Annotated in this window: 15 protein-coding genes; 5 read left to right on the top strand and 10 right to left on the bottom strand. The window is 63.6% G+C overall.

All coding sequences use genetic code 11. The features are described from left to right. The first annotated feature begins 2 nt into the window (after positions 1-2). Positions 3-1,205 carry a CaiB/BaiF CoA transferase family protein gene (locus ACFQU1_RS17910; RefSeq protein ID WP_378135131.1) on the top strand — a complete coding sequence of 401 codons (1,203 nt, stop codon included), beginning with the start codon at positions 3-5 and terminating at the stop codon, positions 1,203-1,205. 322 nt (positions 1,206-1,527) lie between these two features. On the opposite strand, the gene ACFQU1_RS17905 is transcribed toward ACFQU1_RS17910, so the two are convergent. Then, the gene (locus tag ACFQU1_RS17905) at positions 1,528-2,604 is read right to left on the bottom strand and encodes an Ldh family oxidoreductase (RefSeq protein WP_378135129.1); all 1,077 of its coding nucleotides are present in this window, start codon (positions 2,602-2,604) and stop codon (positions 1,528-1,530) included. A gap of 133 nt (positions 2,605-2,737) precedes the next feature. Between ACFQU1_RS17905 and ACFQU1_RS17900 the strand changes: the two genes are divergently transcribed. The 4 genes from ACFQU1_RS17900 (at position 2,738) to ACFQU1_RS17885 (ending at position 6,838) form a co-directional block, all read left to right on the top strand. Then, positions 2,738-3,640 carry a LysR family transcriptional regulator gene (locus ACFQU1_RS17900; RefSeq protein WP_378135127.1) on the top strand — a complete coding sequence of 301 codons (903 nt, stop codon included), beginning with the start codon at positions 2,738-2,740 and terminating at the stop codon, positions 3,638-3,640. 114 nt (positions 3,641-3,754) lie between these two features. Next, positions 3,755-4,390 (top strand): TetR family transcriptional regulator, encoded by a 636-nt coding sequence (locus tag ACFQU1_RS17895; protein WP_378135125.1) that lies wholly within the window; start codon positions 3,755-3,757, stop codon positions 4,388-4,390. A 65-nt stretch (positions 4,391-4,455) separates the two neighbouring features. After that, positions 4,456-5,766, top strand: a complete 1,311-nt coding sequence (locus ACFQU1_RS17890; protein WP_378135123.1) for an MFS transporter — start codon at positions 4,456-4,458, stop codon at positions 5,764-5,766. Between the two features lie 139 nt (positions 5,767-5,905). Next, positions 5,906-6,838: a succinylglutamate desuccinylase/aspartoacylase family protein gene (locus ACFQU1_RS17885; protein WP_378135121.1), complete on the top strand. Its 933-nt coding sequence runs from the start codon at positions 5,906-5,908 to the stop codon at positions 6,836-6,838. A 109-nt stretch (positions 6,839-6,947) separates the two neighbouring features. Here the strand turns inward: ACFQU1_RS17885 and ACFQU1_RS17880 are convergent, their stop codons facing one another. The 9 genes from ACFQU1_RS17880 to ACFQU1_RS17840 all read right to left on the bottom strand — a co-directional run bounded on the left by ACFQU1_RS17880 (position 6,948) and on the right by ACFQU1_RS17840 (position 15,857). Beyond that, the gene (locus ACFQU1_RS17880; protein WP_378135119.1) at positions 6,948-7,205 is read right to left on the bottom strand and encodes a GlsB/YeaQ/YmgE family stress response membrane protein; all 258 of its coding nucleotides are present in this window, start codon (positions 7,203-7,205) and stop codon (positions 6,948-6,950) included. A gap of 46 nt (positions 7,206-7,251) precedes the next feature. Further along, positions 7,252-7,719, bottom strand: coding sequence for a YidB family protein (locus tag ACFQU1_RS17875; protein ID WP_378135117.1), 468 nt, complete (start codon positions 7,717-7,719; stop codon positions 7,252-7,254). Positions 7,720-7,801: 82 nt separating this feature from the next. Beyond that, entirely contained in the window at positions 7,802-8,272 is a 471-nt protein-coding gene (locus tag ACFQU1_RS17870; protein ID WP_378135115.1) for a hypothetical protein, read from the bottom strand. A 725-nt stretch (positions 8,273-8,997) separates the two neighbouring features. Next, the gene (locus tag ACFQU1_RS17865; protein WP_378135113.1) at positions 8,998-9,924 is read right to left on the bottom strand and encodes a succinylglutamate desuccinylase/aspartoacylase family protein; all 927 of its coding nucleotides are present in this window, start codon (positions 9,922-9,924) and stop codon (positions 8,998-9,000) included. 21 nt (positions 9,925-9,945) lie between these two features. Further along, entirely contained in the window at positions 9,946-10,971 is a 1,026-nt protein-coding gene (locus tag ACFQU1_RS17860) for a histone deacetylase family protein (RefSeq protein ID WP_378135111.1), read from the bottom strand. Positions 10,972-11,063: 92 nt separating this feature from the next. After that, positions 11,064-12,323, bottom strand: a complete 1,260-nt coding sequence (locus tag ACFQU1_RS17855) for an amidohydrolase family protein (protein WP_378135109.1) — start codon at positions 12,321-12,323, stop codon at positions 11,064-11,066. Positions 12,324-12,369: 46 nt separating this feature from the next. Then, on the bottom strand, positions 12,370-13,941 hold the full coding sequence (locus tag ACFQU1_RS17850) for an ABC transporter substrate-binding protein (RefSeq protein ID WP_378135107.1): 1,572 nt from the start codon (positions 13,939-13,941) through the stop codon (positions 12,370-12,372). A gap of 64 nt (positions 13,942-14,005) precedes the next feature. Further along, positions 14,006-14,923 carry an ABC transporter permease gene (locus ACFQU1_RS17845; RefSeq protein ID WP_378135105.1) on the bottom strand — a complete coding sequence of 306 codons (918 nt, stop codon included), beginning with the start codon at positions 14,921-14,923 and terminating at the stop codon, positions 14,006-14,008. Positions 14,924-14,933: 10 nt separating this feature from the next. Beyond that, the gene (locus tag ACFQU1_RS17840; RefSeq protein ID WP_378135103.1) at positions 14,934-15,857 is read right to left on the bottom strand and encodes an ABC transporter permease; all 924 of its coding nucleotides are present in this window, start codon (positions 15,855-15,857) and stop codon (positions 14,934-14,936) included. Positions 15,858-15,983: the final 126 nt, after the last annotated feature.

Raw genomic sequence — 15,983 nt, 5'->3', positions numbered from 1 at the left:
AGATGGCCGATGGATCCGGGCAGGGGCTCTTGCCGCTCGCCGGATACCGCGTGCTGGAGTTCGGCCATACGGTGATGGGGCCGGTCGCTGGGCTGGTCCTGGCCGATCTCGGGGCGGATGTCGTCAAGATTGAGCCAGCCCCGAACGGCGACACGACCCGGCAGTTGCGCGGCTTCGGCTCGGGCTTCTTCGGCTATTTCAACCGCAACAAGAAGAGCCTGGCGCTCGACCTGAAGACGCACGAGGGGCGCACGATTATCGGCCGTTTGGTGGCCGATGCCGATGTCGTCATCGAGAATTTCGGTGTGGGCACGATGGAGCGTCTCGGCTGCGGCTACGACGACTTCGCCCGCATCAATCCGCGCCTCGTCTATTGCGCCTTGAAGGGCTTCCTCCCCGGTCCCTATGAGAAGCGGGCGGCGCTCGACGAGGTGGTGCAATATATGGGAGGCCTCGCCTATATGACGGGCTTGCCCGGCCGGCCACTGCGGGCGGGGTCCTCGGTGATCGACATCACCGGCGGCTTGTTCGGCGTCATCGCGATCCTCGCCGCATTGAAGGAACGCGAGCGAACCGGCAAGGGCCAACTGGTCAAGAGCGCGCTCTTCGAATCCACGGCCTTCCTCATGGGGCAGCACATGGCGGCGAGCGCCATGACCCAGGAAAAGATTCTGCCGATGAGCCAGCGGCGGAGCGCCTGGAGCATCTATCGCACCTTCGAGACCGGCGACGGCGACCAGCTCTTCATCGGCATTGTCAGCGACAAGCAATGGGCGCGCTTTTGCGCGGCCTTCCAGCGGCCGGATCTTGCAGCCGACCCGCGGCTCGACAGCAATCAAAAGCGTATCGCCGAAGGCGAGTGGCTCTTGCCGCTGATCGCCGAGATCCTGAAGGCGCGCGGCACGGCGGAGATCTGCGCGCTCTGCGATGACGCGGGCATCGCCTATGCGCCCGTCGCGGAAGTGGAAGATCTCTTCGACGATCCGCATCTGAGGGCCGGCGGTGGTCTGTTGGATGTCACGCTTCCCGGCGGCATCCGCACACGGCTGCCGCGCCTGCCTGTGGCTATCGGTGCCCATAGCCTGGGGCTGCGTCGCGAAGCGCCCGCCATGGGCGAGCACAACCGGGAGATCCTGGCCGAGCTGGGCATGACGGACGAGGAGATTGCCGCTCTGGAGAAGCACAACGTTATCGCGCGCACGTAATCGAGTTCAGAGCCGTCTATTCCGGAGTTGCTCCCCTTAAGACCAGCCGAGCATATTCCCGGTTTGGACGGGATGGGATGATCCATCCCACCGGAATTTCTCCAGGCCGTATTTGAGAGGTCCGAGCTGGCTAGCGTTAGAAGACATTGCCGACCAAGCGGACCCAACGCTCGACCTTCCACCCCGTGGGTAGCGGCAGTCGCGNTAGAAAGTAAGAGATCCCCTCACCCGGTCGCTTTGCGACCGACCTCTCCCCGCAGGCGGGGAGAGGCTAGCTTGCGTCCGTCGATTGCGTGCAATTGCCCCTCCTCGCGGGGAAGGATCAGCTCGGACCCCGAGCAGTAGACCTGTAGAGCCCTTGCGTGCCGGCGATCTTCGCCTCGGAAGCGAGCATATCGACGTCCTCCTGCGAGATCGGCACACCGCTCTTGCGCCGCTCGGCGAAGAGGCGCGCCTCCTTCTCGCCGGGCATCAGGATCTCGTCGAAGCCTTCCGCCTTGGGGCAGGATTTCGCCCGGTCAACGAGGGTGTCGATGTCACGTTCGTAATCGGCGCGCGACATGAAGAGATTCGGCCGGAGGGCGAGGAAGAGATGGCCGGTGCGCTGCGGCCGGTCGAGATCCGTATACAGCGTGCCGACCTCGCCGCCGAAGGCGGATCCTGCCATCACGCCGGCAAGCGCTTCCATCAGCAGCGAGAGGCCGGAGCCCTTGGGGCCGCCGAGCGGCAGCACGATGCCCTTATAGGCGGCCTCGGCGTCGGTCGTCGGCCGCCCCTCTTCATCGAGCGCCCAGCCCTCGGGGATCGGCTGGCCGAGTTGGGCGGCACGCCGGACCTTGCCGCGGGCGGCGACGGAGGTCGCCATGTCCAGGACGATCGGCACCTGGCCGCCGGGGACGGCGAGCCCAAAGGGGCTCGTGCCGAGAAAGGCGTTGCGCCCACCCCAGACGGGCATGGCGGGCGAGGCATTGGTGAGCACCATCGCCGCCATGCCGGCCTCGACCGCTTGGTGCAGATAGATCGCCGCCATACCGAAATGGCTGCTGTCCTTGGCGAGGGCGAGGCCGATGCCCAGCTGCGAAGCGCGCTTGATCGCCTCCTCCATCGCTTTTGTCGCCACCACGAAGCCCATGCCGTTGTCGCCGTCGATGCGCGCGACCGCCGGGCTTGCCTCCTCGACGGTTAGCGAAGGCGTCGGGTTCACCAGCTTCTCGCGCAGCCGGCGCGTATAGATCGGGATGCGGCTCAAGCCGTGCGACGACATGCTGCGCGCTTCGGCAAAGAGCAGGCATTCGGAGACGCGCGCCGCATCCGCGCGCGGCAGCCCGTGGGACGCGAAGATGTCGGTCACGACCCGATCGAGCGTTTCATAGGCAATGGTGGTCTTGCTCTCGGCCATGGTGCGCATCTCCCGGTTTGTCTTTTGCCTTGTGCTGACGGCATCAGACCGTCGACATGTCGGATGAGAATTGAGCATTGAGCCGCATTCGTCCATTTTCTAAAGTTCCTGAATTGGAAACTTTAGGTGAACAATGGATCTGCGCGACCTTGCCTATTTCGAAGTGATCGCGGATGCCGGCAATCTCCGCGTGGCGGCGGAGAAACTCGGTCGTACGAAACCGGCTCTGACGAAATGCATTCACCGGCTGGAGAGCGCGATCGGCGGTGAGTTGTTCGAGCGTGCCGGGCGCGGCATCGTCTTGACGGTGCTTGGCAGCGTTCTTCTGGAACGCGCGCGATACCTGCGCGCCGAAGTGGCGGAGGTGCGGCGCGAGCTGCACGATCGCGCCCAAGGCAGCGCCGGCCATGTCAGGATCGGAGCGGGCGCAGTCACGGCGAATAGTCTGTTGCCGCCTGTGGTGAGCGCATTGCTCGCGCAAAGTCCCGCCGTGACGCTCGAGATTGTCGTGGGGATGGGCGACGTGTTGCGCGAGGCGCTGCGGCGCGGCGAGATCGACATCATCGTCAGCTCGGTATCCTGGGAACAGGACGGCACCTTTGCGGTGGAGGTGCTCTGCGACGACGAGGTGGTGGTGGTCGCCAATCCCCGCCACGAACTCTTCCGGCGCGCCGTCGATCTCCCGGTTCTTGCTCGCTACAAATGGGTGCTTTCCCGGCAAAGCGTCGCCAATCGCCAATGGCTTGAGCGGGTCTTCCTCGCGAAGGGATTGCCGGCGCCGGTCGTGCAGATCGAGACGAATTCCATCCAGGAACTGCCGCGGCTGATCTCTGAAACGAACCTCCTCAGCTTCACCTCAACCCGCGGGCTCGGCGCGCCTGCAAGAAGTGCTCCGCTCAGGGCCATTCGCCTGGAGGAGACGACATTGCGCCGCAAGCTCGGCTTCATGACGCGGCGGGACAGCTATGTCGCGCCGGCGACACGGCAGCTGATCGCGGAACTGCGGCGCCACAGTTCCGAGGCTGTCACCACTTAAAGTCGGGATCGGACCGCCCTCTGGCGATGCCCATGAACATCGCCAGGCAAAAGCTTGGTGACGAACCATCGCGCCCATTTACATACTGTCTGATATGTATGTAACTTCGCGCGGATGAGTGCAGTTCCCAGCCGCCGACGGACCCAGGTCGATCGCAGTGCCGAGACGCGGGCGATCCTGATCCGCGCCACCATCGAGCTTCTGCAGACGGTCGGCTTCGCCGGCACCACGACTGCGCTCATTGCCAGGCGCGCCGGCGTCACCACCGGCGCGCTGCATCATCACTTCGCCACCAAGGATGAGCTCATGTTCGGGGTGCTCGATGCCGCCTCCGAGCGTGTGCGGGCGCGCCTCGATGCGGAAGAGCATCTCGCACCGGGCGCGGCGCTGCACATATCCGATCTCGTGCGGCATCTCTGGGAGGTCTATGGCGACCCCGAATATTGGGCGATCTGGGAAATCATCATCGGCACACGCTCAGATGAGGCGGTGCATCCGCGGGTCGTCGCACATCGTCTGGAGACGATGCGCAAGGTTCTGCACCCGTGGCTCGTGCGCCATACCTCGGCTGAACAGAGCCGCCCCCGTGCGATCGCCCTTTTCGAGTTTATGCTGACCGCCATCCGCGGCCTGAGCCTGGAGCGGTTTCTGGACAAGGACGAAGCCTATTTCGAACGCAACCTGAAAATCCTGGCCGAACTCGTGGGTGAGCGGCTGGAAGCTTTGGCGCCGAAGGATTTCGCCCGCTGATGCGGTGCGGCCTCGGCAACACATCCATATGACCAAGAAAGACACATGAAGAGGGGATTGGTGGAATGAGCGACAGCGCCAGAGCGCATGCGGCGTCCGGGTCGGTAGATGCCGCGCCGGGCCGGCTGAAGACCATCTTCGGCGGCTCGATCGGCCACTTCATCGAGTGGTATGAATGGTCGATCTACGGCCTCCTCGCGGGCATCTTCGCCAGCCAGATGTTCCCAGCCCATGACGAGGTGGCCTCGCTGGTCGCGAGTTTCGCAGCCTTCGCCATCGGCTTTGCCGGCCGGCCGATCGGCGCCTTCGTGCTCTCGCCCATGGCCGACAAATACGGCCGGCGCACCATGCTCTCCGCCACCATCATCATGGCAGGTCTGGGCAGTCTCATCATCGGCCTTTGCCCGACCTATGCGCAAATCGGGATAGCCGCGCCCATCATCATCGTCGCGGCGCGCCTTCTGCAGGGCTTCTCCTCCGGTGGAGAATTCCAGATCGCCGTGACCTTCCTCAACGAGCATGCGTCGGCGAAGAACCGCGCACTCTCGGCCTCGCCGCAGATGGTGGCGATCGGGCTTTCTGTGCTCGCGGCGACCGCCGTCGCAACGCTGACGACCCGCTTCATTCCACCCGATGCGCTCGCCTCCTGGGGATGGCGCGTGCCTTTCCTCATCGGCGCGCTGCTTGCCTTATATGGTCTCTATATGCGGCGCGGGCTCGATGAGACACCCTCCTTCGCGAAGGCGGCTGCGAAGGAAAGGCTTAGCCTCGGTTCCATCATCGCCTCCCTCGCCAAATATCCGAAAGAGGCCTTCATCGTCTTCGTCGTGCAGATGAACGGCGTGCAGTATTACATCTGGCTCATCTTTCTGCCGACTTATGCCAATCTCGTCGGAGGGCTCGATCGGTCTGCGGGTTTTGCCGGCAATATCATCGCGACGGCCGCCTATTGCATCGGCGTGCCGGTCTTCGCCTATTTGTCGGACCGCATCGGCCGCCGGCCCCTCTTCATCGTCTCGGCGGCATGCTTCCTCGTCTTTACCTATCCGCTGTTGTCACTGCTCGTCGGCAATCCGAGTTTCGGCACCTTCCTCTTCGTCGCGGTGGTCGGGGCTCTGTTCATAGCGCTCAATAACGCGGTGATCGGCACCGTCTTCGCCGAGCTCTTCCCGACGAAGGTCAGGACCTCCGGCATCGGCATTCCCTATGCGGTCTGCGCCGCAATCTTCGGCGGCACGGCGCCGCTCATGGCAACCTGGCTGCAGGGATTGGGCGGGCCCTTCTACATCGCCCTCTATATCGGAGCGATTTGCGTCGTTACGCTGCTGACGCATATTTTCCTGACGCCGGAGACCCGAGGGCGGTCGCTCGACTGAGCGGCCACGGCGCATAAGACTTTGCCTGCGGGCGGCCCGCCTCTGCTAAGGAATGTCAGGCCCGCGCTCGGCGGATCCCATTCTCATCTGCTGGCGCGATGACAACGCGACGTTCTTCCCATCGGACAAGGAACCAGCCATGAATTCACTTCCGCCCTTCCGCACTGGAAAGCCGCGTGTCGAAAAAGGCCATGTCCAGCCGACGCACGATCTCGAGATCCCCTTCGGCATCATCGAAGGCACTGAGCCCGGACCGTGCCTGCTCGTCACGGCGGGCGTCCATGGCTCGGAATTCTGCTCGATCGAGACGGCGCTCAGACTTCTCAAGACAAAGCCCGAGGAGATCAAGGGCACGCTGGTCGTGCTTCCCATCCTCAATGTGAAGGGCTTTCAGAAGCGCAGCATCTATATCATGCCGGAGGACAGCAAGAACCTGAACCGCATGTTCCCCGGCAAGCCCGACGGCTCGACCAGCGAACGGCTCGCCCACTGGCTGGTGGCCAATGTCTTCCCGCAGGCCGATGCCTATATCGATATGCACGGCGGCGATCTCGACGAGTCCCTTGCGCCCTTCACCATCTATCCGGCTGCCTGTGAGCGCTCCAAAGCACTTGCAGTCGCCTTCGGCATTCCGGTGGCGATCGCCGCGGGCGGGGAGGGCTATACGGTCAATGCGGCTTACAAGGTCGGCGTACCGAGCATCCTGCCGGAGGTCAGCGGCAACGGCCTTTGGGGCGAGGCCACGGTCGGCGAGATGACGGCGGGCGTCGAGCGCGTGATGCAGCATATCGGCATGATCGCCGGGCCGGTGAAGCCTGCTCCGCAAGAGGCGCCGCGCTTCGTCACCATGTGGGTGCCGTCGGCACCGGTCGACGGGCTGTGGTATGCAGCCAAGGAAATTCCGGATCCGGTTGCCATCGGCGACGTCCTCGGCGAGATCCGCGACGTGTTCGGTACGGTGCTGGCGACCGTGCGCTCCGAGAAGGAGGGCTTCGTGCTCTATCGGCTCACCAGCCTCTCCGTGAACAAGGGCGAGGCCTTGCTCGGCGTCGGCACGCCGATCGCGAGCTGACGCGAAGGCTGACCGGCGCGAACTGTCGCCTGCGAAAGCCGACGGCGGCGAAGGAATGCTCCGCCGCCGCAGCTATCGGAAAGCTGTCACAGCAGCCGGCTGAGATGGCTCAGACGGAACGCCGGCCGGTGACCGCGTGATAGAGCCAAAGCACCACGACGGCGCCTATGACGGCGACGATCAGGCTGTAGATGTTGAAGCCCGTCACTCCGCTCATGCCGAAGAACGTGAACAGAACACCGCCGACAATCGCGCCAACGACGCCGAGAACGATGTCGAGCAGGACGCCTTGACCGCTCTTGTTGACAATTTTGCTGCCGAGGTAGCCCGCGATCAGGCCGAGCACGATCCATCCGATAACCGACATCGTATAGCCCTTTTGCTTGAGGGTGACGCTTGGTCTGTTCAGGGGCTCACTGCTGCACGAGCGCGTGCGCTTCCTGCGAGGTCGGCAGGCGACCGTTGGGCGTGAACCGGTCGATGAGGGCCGGTAGCGCCTGGGCCAGTACACTCAAAAGCTCCTGCTGGTTGACGCCGGCCTGCTGTGCCAGATCGCTCACCGTGTTCTGACCGAGCGCAGCGCCGAGATGGTCCGGATGAATGGGGTTGTTCTGGCCGGTTCCAACCCAGGAATTCACCGTGTCGCCGTGGCCGGCATCCTGCAGGCGCTGAAGAAGGCCGCCGAGACCACTGACGAGATCTCCTCCGCTCGGAGCGGCTGCGGTGGCAGAATCCCCCGCTTGCGGGTCGGCGGCAGGCTGGGCGCTCTGGCCCGAGGTCAGCATCTTGCCGACGAGCAAGGCGCCTAGCGCGATCATCGCGGGCTTTGCGATATTGCCGTCCGGAACGGCCTGGTTGAAAAGATTGTCGAGCAGTCCCATGGATGCTTCCTCTCCAAGACAGGATGCGTCGGGCCGATACGAGGATCGCAATCGGCCGACAGACTTGCCGCCAGCTGCGAAATCAGGCGCCTTTCAGGCGCTTGTTGCATTCGCTGTAATAGCCCCCGCCCTTCTGAACCCACCTCAGGCTGCCATTGCCGCCACTCGCCTTGTTGACTTTGTACTGGTCTAGGCAGGTATGCATTCGCGCCTTGCTCGCCGGCTGGTCGGCATATTTCGTCGAGACCGATGTCGGGAAGACGACACTGCCGGAATTGGTCGTGGCCGCGGCCGGAGCTGCGGCGCTCCGCGCGGCCGCCGGTGCGCCGGGGTTCGCCGTGCTTGCTGCGGCCGGCGCAGCCGCGGAGGCATCGCTGCCGCATTGGGCCTTGCGGAAGTCGTTCCACTTCATGCCGTTGAGCGTGCCGGCAGCCTCGGCTGCCTTATACTTCGCACTGCACTCCTGCATGGTCAGCGCCTGTGCCGGCACTGCACAAACCCAAATTAGAGAAATCGCCGCGCCAGCTAAGAAACCAATCGTCCGCATAGACATGAACGCCTCCCTCACGAGCCGAGGTGCAGCAGAATACCACCGGAAAGATCGAAATTCAAATTGAATGAATTGGTCTGAAGACAATGCCTGTGTTTACGATTAACTATACAGACAGTTTTGATTGGCAGTTTCAGCCGTCCGTTGCGGTCCGAGCGGTGCGGGTGCGGCTCGTAAAGCAGCTTCGGGGTCAGCGCGAAAGCTCAGGCTTTCCCAATTCGTTCGGAGCAAAGAACAGAAATCGTCTTATAGGCTTCTTATAGAAGTTCCTTTCTTCTATATATATCTCATAATTTATTGGAATTTTACATACTCGAAGGGAAAATAAACACAATCATATATGCTAAAACCTCAAGTAGTTTGTCTCAAAAAGAATCCCCGGATACGGCTAACGCGACAAGCACAGAACAGGACAAACTCTACGGCGGCCCGCCGCGCGCTTGTCTAGTGGAGATGGCCGTCACTACGACTGGAGGTCGGAATGAAGCTGTTATTTAAGACGACTTAGCACGCTTTGCGCATACAGGCGGCGGCAGAAGGATTCGGGACCGGGATTTTGGCGGACCGGTCGGCGCCTGCTCTATACCGGTCCTGAGATCGAGGCGATGAGCGACAGACGGTTGTCGTCGCGCTGCTCAATCGATGCTGAAGGTGCTGAGCACCGCGCAAGCAGCACGCGTCGAAACGGGCCGGCGAGCAGCGCTAAAAGCTGCTTGCCGGCTGCTCCTTTAAAGCGATGTGCCGATGCCGATGAGCGCCTCGCCCTGGTTCACCGAAAGGCTTGTCAGCCGGTAGAGCACGAAGCCTTCCTGTTCCGAGCGAATGGTGGCCAGGACCTCACCGAAAACGCCTTTGATCTCGCCGAGAACTTCGTCCTTCGCGACTTTGTCCGAAACCTCCTTGTGCGAATACCAGAGGCCGGTGTGAGGGGCCGCCGGAACCCACATGCTGACGATCTTCGTCGCCTCGGATGCGGGCGCGGTCGCGGTCGATACCATCCCGATATGGCGCATCACGCGGCGCACGCCGTCCGTGACTTGCGTCACCGTCTGCTCGCCCCAGAGGCCGTTGCCGCTGACCTCCGGCAGAATGCTCGGCACGCCCAAGGCGGCTGCCGCGTGGATCGTGCCGCCGCCACGGGCCGAGGCGACCAGGGTCGGGAGACCGAAGGCAACGGCGAGCTCTTTCGACTTCTCCGAGCTGCCCGGAAAGATCGTGAACGGCGCAAGCTGTTCGTCGAGATCGCCGCCGTGTAGATCGATGTAAGCATCGGCCTGGGGATAGACATTGGTGACGAGCCAATGGGCCAGACGTTCGCTGGTCGTGCCATCGGCATTACCGGGGAACATGCGGTTCAGGTTCTTTCCATCCTGCGGCATCACATAGATGCTACGCTTATGGAAGCCTTGAATATTGACGATCGGCAGGACGACCAGCGTGCCCTTGATATCCTGTGGCCGCGTCTGCATCAGGCGGACGGCAGCCTCGACCGTGCAGAACTCGGAGCCATGGACGCCGGCCGTGATGACGAGGCAAGGCCCAGGCTCGGCGCTCTCGATGATCGCGAAGGGGATCTCCGCGTCATCCTCCAGCGGCCGGACATGGCCGAATTCCGTCCGGGCTTTGCCGGTCTTCAGGGGCGGTAGCGTCTTCATGGGGGTAGGTCCATTCGCGGGTTAGGACGATTGACGGGCGAAGCCTTGAAAGAAGCTGCGCAGGTAGCTGCCGAGATGCGGGCTGAGATAGCCGCCCTCCTGCACAAGTAGGGTTGGCAGGTCGAGCGCGGCAAAGCGCCGGCCGGCCTCCATGAAGCCCGCATTGGTGATCTTGAAGGTGGCGACGGGATCGTGCTCGGCCGCGTCGAAGCCGAGCGAGACGGCGACCGCCCCCGGGGCGAAGCCCTGAACGCGGGCAAGCGCCTCGTCGATGGCCGCGAGCCATTCCGGGTCGCGCGTCTCCAGGGGCAGCGGTTGATTGAAGTTCAGCCCCTTGCCGGCGCCCTCGCCGATTTCGTCGGCATAGCCGGCATAGAGGGGAGCCGAGAGCCGCGGGTCGACGTGGATGGAGCAGAAGAGTACATCCGCCCGCTCATAGAAGATGAATTGGCTGCCGTTGCCGTGATGCACGTCGATATCGACTAGCGCCACCTTGCCGAAGGTCTTGGTCAGCCGATGCGTTGCGATGGCCGCATTGTTGAGAAAGCAGGCGCCGGACATCAAGTCGGGATAAGCGTGGTGGCCCGGCGGCCGGCACATGGCATAGACGGCCGGGAGGCCCGACAGCCTGTCGGCGGCGTGGATCGCCACCTGTGCGCTCGCATGGACGGAGGGCCAGGTATCCGCCGTGATCGGGCAGGAGGTGGAATTCGAATACCAGCCGAGCTCGCCGAGCAGTTCGGTCGGCTTGTGATGCATGCGATGGGTCGGATGCACATTGGGAATGACGACCGGTCCATAGCCCGGACTGGCCGACCATCGCGCATAGACCGTCTGCAGGAAAGTGACGTAATCCGGGTCGTGCACCGCGGTGATCGGATCGAGCGGCCCGAAGGGCGCGGTCTCGACCGCGTGCCCGTCCTCCTGCATGACCCGCTGAAAGATCTCGTAACGCTCCCGGCGATCGGGCTGCGGAATGAACTGGCCGGTGCGGAAGACCAGTTCCGGATCGTGCAGTGCCTGGTCGGGATGGTGGATGACGAGCATCGGGTGCCTCGTTTCAGGGACGGTCGCCCGTGGGCGCCGCGGTCCTCTCGGTGGCATGGCAGGCGGCCCGATAAGGCCGCCGGCCGTCACGCTCAGGACTGGCGCGCGCCTTCTGGTGCCTTGGCTCCGTTCAGCACGCGGCCGGCCTGCATGACGAGGCGCAGATCCCGCAGTTGGGCGAGATCATCGAGCGGGTTGCCGCCGACCACGATGACATCCGCGGCAAGGCCCTTCGTCAGGGTGCCGACCTTGTCATCGATGCCGATGACCTTGGCGGCGAAGCCCGTGGCGGCGACGATGGCTTCCATGGTCGGCATGCCGCCCCGGTGCATGAGCTCGAGCTCGAGCGGCAGGCCGTCGAAAGGCGTGAACCGCCAGCCGGCGTCCGTGCCGGCGACGAAGGAAACGCCCGCCTCGCGCAGCTTGCGAAACTGGGTCAGATTGTCCTCGAGCATCTTGAGCCAGCGGGTGAGCATCGCCTCCTCGTCGGGCGTGCGCTTCTCCTTGGCTTGCATCACATTCACCACGGCGCCGCCGACCGCGAGCGTGCCGGTGACGGGAATGGCTGAGCGCGCGAGCTTCTCGGCAACCGCCGGAACGAATTCCTGCCGGCCGCTGCGGTCGACGAGGAAGCCGGCATGTTCGATCTGGTCGACGCCGGCATCGACGGCATAGTCGATGGATTCGGCGCAGAGGCAGTGCACGGTGATCTTACGGGCGAGGCGATGGGCCTCGTCCGCGAGCGCCATCATCTCCTCAAGGCGATAAGCGGGGAGCCAGGACATGGTGTTCACGGTGCCACCGCCGCTACCCATGACTTTGATGAAATCCGCGCCGATCTTGGCCATGTGGCGCACTTTGCGGCGCAGGGCATCCTCGCCGTCCGCCTCGCCACCGAAATACCAGGTATGGCCGCCGGTGATGGTGATCGGCTGGCCGCAGGCGAGAACGCGCGGTCCCTTGGCCAGGCCGAGCTCGAGGGCGCGGCGCAGGTCGATGGCCGTCGTGCCGTAGGCGCCGACGTCGCGCACCGTCGTGATGCCGGCCGCGAGCGCCGTCGCGGCCGTGAAGACGGAAGTCGCGACGAGCACGCCTTCCGGCTCGCGCACCGCATCTTCCAGCGAGGTGCCGTCGCCGGGAAGATTGAGATGCACATGGGTGTCGATCATCCCCGGCATGATGGTGCAGCCGGGGAAATCGAGGATCTCGGCATTCGCCGCGACGAGCCCTTCCGGCGGCGTGCCCTGAAAGGCACCGACGATCTTGCCCTGGTCGACGACGAGCACGGCGTCCTTGATGGGCGCGGCACCGGTGCCGTCGATCAGCCTGTCTGCGCGGATGAGCGTTGTCACGAAACGAACTCCTTGGAACAAGGCCGCGGGGCGGCCGGAAAGCGGATCAGTCGGACAGGGTCGCGGGCAGAAGATATTCGAAACCTCCGCCCATATAGGTGACGCCGGTCAGCTTCTTCGTGGTCATCACGAGGTCGATGTTCTGCCGGATCGGCATCATCACCGCGTTGTCCATGATGATCTTTTGGACTTGGTGATAGATCTCGGCGCGCTTTGCCGGATCCCGCTCCTTCTGTCCTTCCTTGATGAGGTCGGTCAGCTTGGGATCGGAGAACTTGCTCCAGTTGAAGTACTCGCCGGGCAAGAACCAGAAATGCAGCGCATCGGGATCGACGCCGATATACTGCAGCGGCGCCATCGAGGTCTCGCCGTTGATGTTGGAGGCGAGCCAGGCCGGTACCGCAAGCTGCTGCACCGAGACGTCCATGCCGGCCTTGCGCAGATAGCCCTGCATCGCCTGGGAGAGCAGCGGGTAGGAGGGCACGGTGGCGATGGCGTTGATGGTGAAGGCGAGGCGCTTGCCGTCCTTCTCCCAGAACTCGCCGTTCTTCGTCCAGCCGGCGTCCTTCAGAAGGGCTTCGGCCTTGGCCGGATCATAGGGATAGGCATCCTCGAGCGACGGATCATAGCCCGTCATGCCCTTCTGCAGCGGCGTATTGTGCACCGGGAAGACGCCGGCTTCCGCCAGCTGGATGACGCCCTTCTTGTCGATGGCGTGCAGGATCGCCTTGCGGACGGCGATGTCGTTGGTCGGGAATTTCGAGGCATTGATGGGCGAGAAGATGCCCAGGCCGCTGATCGGCACCGGGATGGCCGTATATTTGTCCTGCTTTTGCAGCGAATTCCAGTAGACGCCCGGCGTCTGCTGCATCATCTGCGATTGGCCGCTGAGGAACTGGCTGACGCGGGCCTGGGAATTGGGAACGATCTGGAAGGTGACTTCCGCGATATTGGGAGGCCCCGAATGTTTTACGGCCGCCGGGCCCCAGTTATAGGCCTCGTTGCGCTTCAGGACGAGGCTCTGGTTCGGCGAGTAGCTCACGAATTGGAACGGCCCGGTGCCAGTCGGGTGCAGGCCGAGGTCCTTGCCGTATTGAGCGATGGCCTTCGGCGACTGCATGCCGAGATAGGGCTCGCCCAGTTGCGCGAGGAGGGGCGCATAGGGCGCCGAGCAGGTGAACTGGACCGTATATTTGTCGAGCGCCTTTGCCGAGCCGCAGGGGCCGAGGAGACCGAGCGCGATCTTCGACTGCGTCTCCTTGTTGGTGATGTAGTTGATATTGGCAACGACGGCCTCGGCGTCGAAGGGCGTGCCGTCGTGGAAGGTCACGCCCTCGCGCAAGGTGAATGTATAGGTCAGGCCGTCGTCGGAGACTGTCCATTTCGTCGCGAGATGCGGCGTGATCTCGAAATCAGGCGTCAACCAGACCAGCATGTCGAACATATTGGCTACGACCGGGCCGACATTGCGGGCGCCGGTCGTTGCCGGGTTGAGCGTGTCGATCGGCTCCGCCCAGCCGATCGTCAGCTTGGCGTTCTTGTTCGGCGTCTGGGCCATGGCAGCCGGGGCGAGCGTCAGGCTCCCTGCCGCTACGAGAGCGAGAAATAGACTTTTCATGGATCCGCCTCTGTCTTTTTTGTACATGACTTCTACTCCGACTGCATAAGGCCGTTCTCTGCGGCTACTGTCCGGTGAGGGTGGGGTCGAGCTCGTCCCTGAGCCCGTCACCGACCAGATTGACGCCGATGACGAAGAGCGACAGGAAAACGCCGGGGAACACCGTGATCCACCAGGCGAGCGTGATGTAGTTCTGGCCGTCGTTAAGGATGGCGCCCCATTCCGGCGTTGGCGGCTGTACCCCCAAGCCGATGAAGCCGAGCGCCGTGACCCACAGGGCGGCGATGCCGAGCCAGGTAGTGGTCAGCACGATGACGCCGGACATGACGTTCGGCAGGATGTGCCACAGGATGATTTTGCGGGAGCTGACGCCGAGCGTCACGGCGGCTTCAACGTAAGGCAGGTTGCGCACCTCGCGCGTCGCGCCCTCAACGAGCCGCGCATAGACCGGCACCAGGATGGCGGCGATGGCGATGACGCCATTGAAGAGCCCCGGCCCCAGGATCGCCGTGACCGTCAGCGCGAGCAGGATGCCGGGGAAGGCGAGGAGAAGGTCGACCAGGCGCATGATGACGAAGCCGAGGGCCCCGCCGAAATAGCCGGCGACAAGCCCGACCGCCGTGCCGATGATCGCACCGATCACGACGACGAAGAGGCTCGCGAGCATGGTCGTGCGCCCGCCGTAGAGAACGCGCGAGAAGAGGTCGCGGCCGAAGGCATCCGTGCCCATGGGGTGCTCCGCCGAGGGCGGCACGAAGGTCGCCATCGGGTCCTGGGCATTCGGGTCGATGGACGTGAGGAGCGGTGCGGCGATGACCAACAGCGTCAGGGCGACGACGATGAGAAAGCCAAGCCCGAGGCTGCGGTGGCGGAGTGCCCTGAGAACAAGCCGCCAGCGCGGAACTTTGGGGCCGATGGTCTCGGTGAAGACGTCGACCGTGGGAGGGGCGGCGGCCTTCGCCAGTTCGGGTTCGAGCTGCATTGTCATCCCCCTAGCGGCTCGCGACCCGAGGGTCGAAAACAGGATAGAGAAGATCGACGATCAAATTGGTCAGCGCATAGATGATCGCAATGATCAGCACCACGGCCTGCACGGTCATATAATCCTTGGCGAGAATGGCCTGGACGAGCAGCCGCCCGATACCGGGGCGAGAGAACACCGTCTCGACGATCACCGTTCCCGACAGAAGCTGGCCGACCTGCAGGCCGACGACGGTGAGGATCGGCAGTATGGCATTGCGCAGCACGTGCCGGACGAAGACGGTCACTCGCGACAGGCCCTTGGCATGCGCGGTGACGACGTGTTTCTGCACCTGCGCGGCGATGACGCTCGAGCGGATAAAGCGGGCGTTGAAGCCGATCGTGCCGAGGGCAAGCGTGACGGCGGGCAGAACGAGACCCTTGAGGGAGGTCCCGCCGACCACGTCGAACCACGGCAGCGTCACCGCGAAGGCGAGGATGAGCAAGAGACCGAGCCAGAAGCTCGGGATGGACATGAAGACGAGTGCCGTGCCCATGGTCACCGTGTCGGCAAGGCGGTTGCGCTTCACCGCCGCGATGATGCCGAGAGCCAGGCCAAAGGTGAGCGACAGGCCGAGGCCGGCGATCGTCAGCTGGATGGTCGCTGGGAAGTTCGCCGCAAGAAGCGAGGCGACCGACTGCTGATAGCCGTAAGAATAGCCGAAATCGCCTTGAAATAGAGCAGAAAGCCAACGCCAATATTGGACATGCAGCGGCAGATGGAGGCCAAGCTGTTCGCGCAGCCGCTCGACAACGGCAGGGTCCCCCGCATTGGTGCCGAGCATCACCAACGCCGGATCACCGGGGATGAGGCGGACGATCAGAAAGACGATGACGCTGATGCCGAATGCCAGCGCGACGATGGACACGAGGCGCCGAAGAACGTAACTGCTCACGGGGTCATGCCCCTCCTCGTTGTTGGCGCCGTATCCCCGTATCGGCTGGATTGGACCTTCGGTTGCCCCGAACGTCCGATGCGCCGCTCCCCGCGATCGGCGCAGTTTTGTTTGCTGTCGGCGGCG

Source organism: Chelatococcus sp. GCM10030263, from assembly GCF_042666455.1.
Classification (GTDB): domain Bacteria; phylum Pseudomonadota; class Alphaproteobacteria; order Rhizobiales; family Beijerinckiaceae; genus Chelatococcus.
The sequence above is the reverse complement of the archived record's forward strand: the minus strand, read 5'-3'. Positions and strand labels throughout refer to the sequence as shown.

Coding starts and splice junctions, on each gene's coding strand:
- ACFQU1_RS17900 (WP_378135127.1), top strand. CDS start 2,738: ATGGATCTGCGCGACCTTGCCTATTTCGAAGTGATCGCGGATGCCGGC.
- ACFQU1_RS17875 (WP_378135117.1), bottom strand. CDS start 7,719: ATGGGACTGCTCGACAATCTTTTCAACCAGGCCGTTCCGGACGGCAAT.
- ACFQU1_RS17845 (WP_378135105.1), bottom strand. CDS start 14,923: ATGCAGCTCGAACCCGAACTGGCGAAGGCCGCCGCCCCTCCCACGGTC.
- ACFQU1_RS17910 (WP_378135131.1), top strand. CDS start 3: ATGGCCGATGGATCCGGGCAGGGGCTCTTGCCGCTCGCCGGATACCGC.
- ACFQU1_RS17880 (WP_378135119.1), bottom strand. CDS start 7,205: ATGTCGGTTATCGGATGGATCGTGCTCGGCCTGATCGCGGGCTACCTC.
- ACFQU1_RS17860 (WP_378135111.1), bottom strand. CDS start 10,971: ATGCTCGTCATCCACCATCCCGACCAGGCACTGCACGATCCGGAACTG.
- ACFQU1_RS17905 (WP_378135129.1), bottom strand. CDS start 2,604: ATGGCCGAGAGCAAGACCACCATTGCCTATGAAACGCTCGATCGGGTC.
- ACFQU1_RS17865 (WP_378135113.1), bottom strand. CDS start 9,924: ATGAAGACGCTACCGCCCCTGAAGACCGGCAAAGCCCGGACGGAATTC.
- ACFQU1_RS17885 (WP_378135121.1), top strand. CDS start 5,906: ATGAATTCACTTCCGCCCTTCCGCACTGGAAAGCCGCGTGTCGAAAAA.
- ACFQU1_RS17895 (WP_378135125.1), top strand. CDS start 3,755: ATGAGTGCAGTTCCCAGCCGCCGACGGACCCAGGTCGATCGCAGTGCC.
- ACFQU1_RS17870 (WP_378135115.1), bottom strand. CDS start 8,272: ATGTCTATGCGGACGATTGGTTTCTTAGCTGGCGCGGCGATTTCTCTA.
- ACFQU1_RS17890 (WP_378135123.1), top strand. CDS start 4,456: ATGAGCGACAGCGCCAGAGCGCATGCGGCGTCCGGGTCGGTAGATGCC.
- ACFQU1_RS17850 (WP_378135107.1), bottom strand. CDS start 13,941: ATGAAAAGTCTATTTCTCGCTCTCGTAGCGGCAGGGAGCCTGACGCTC.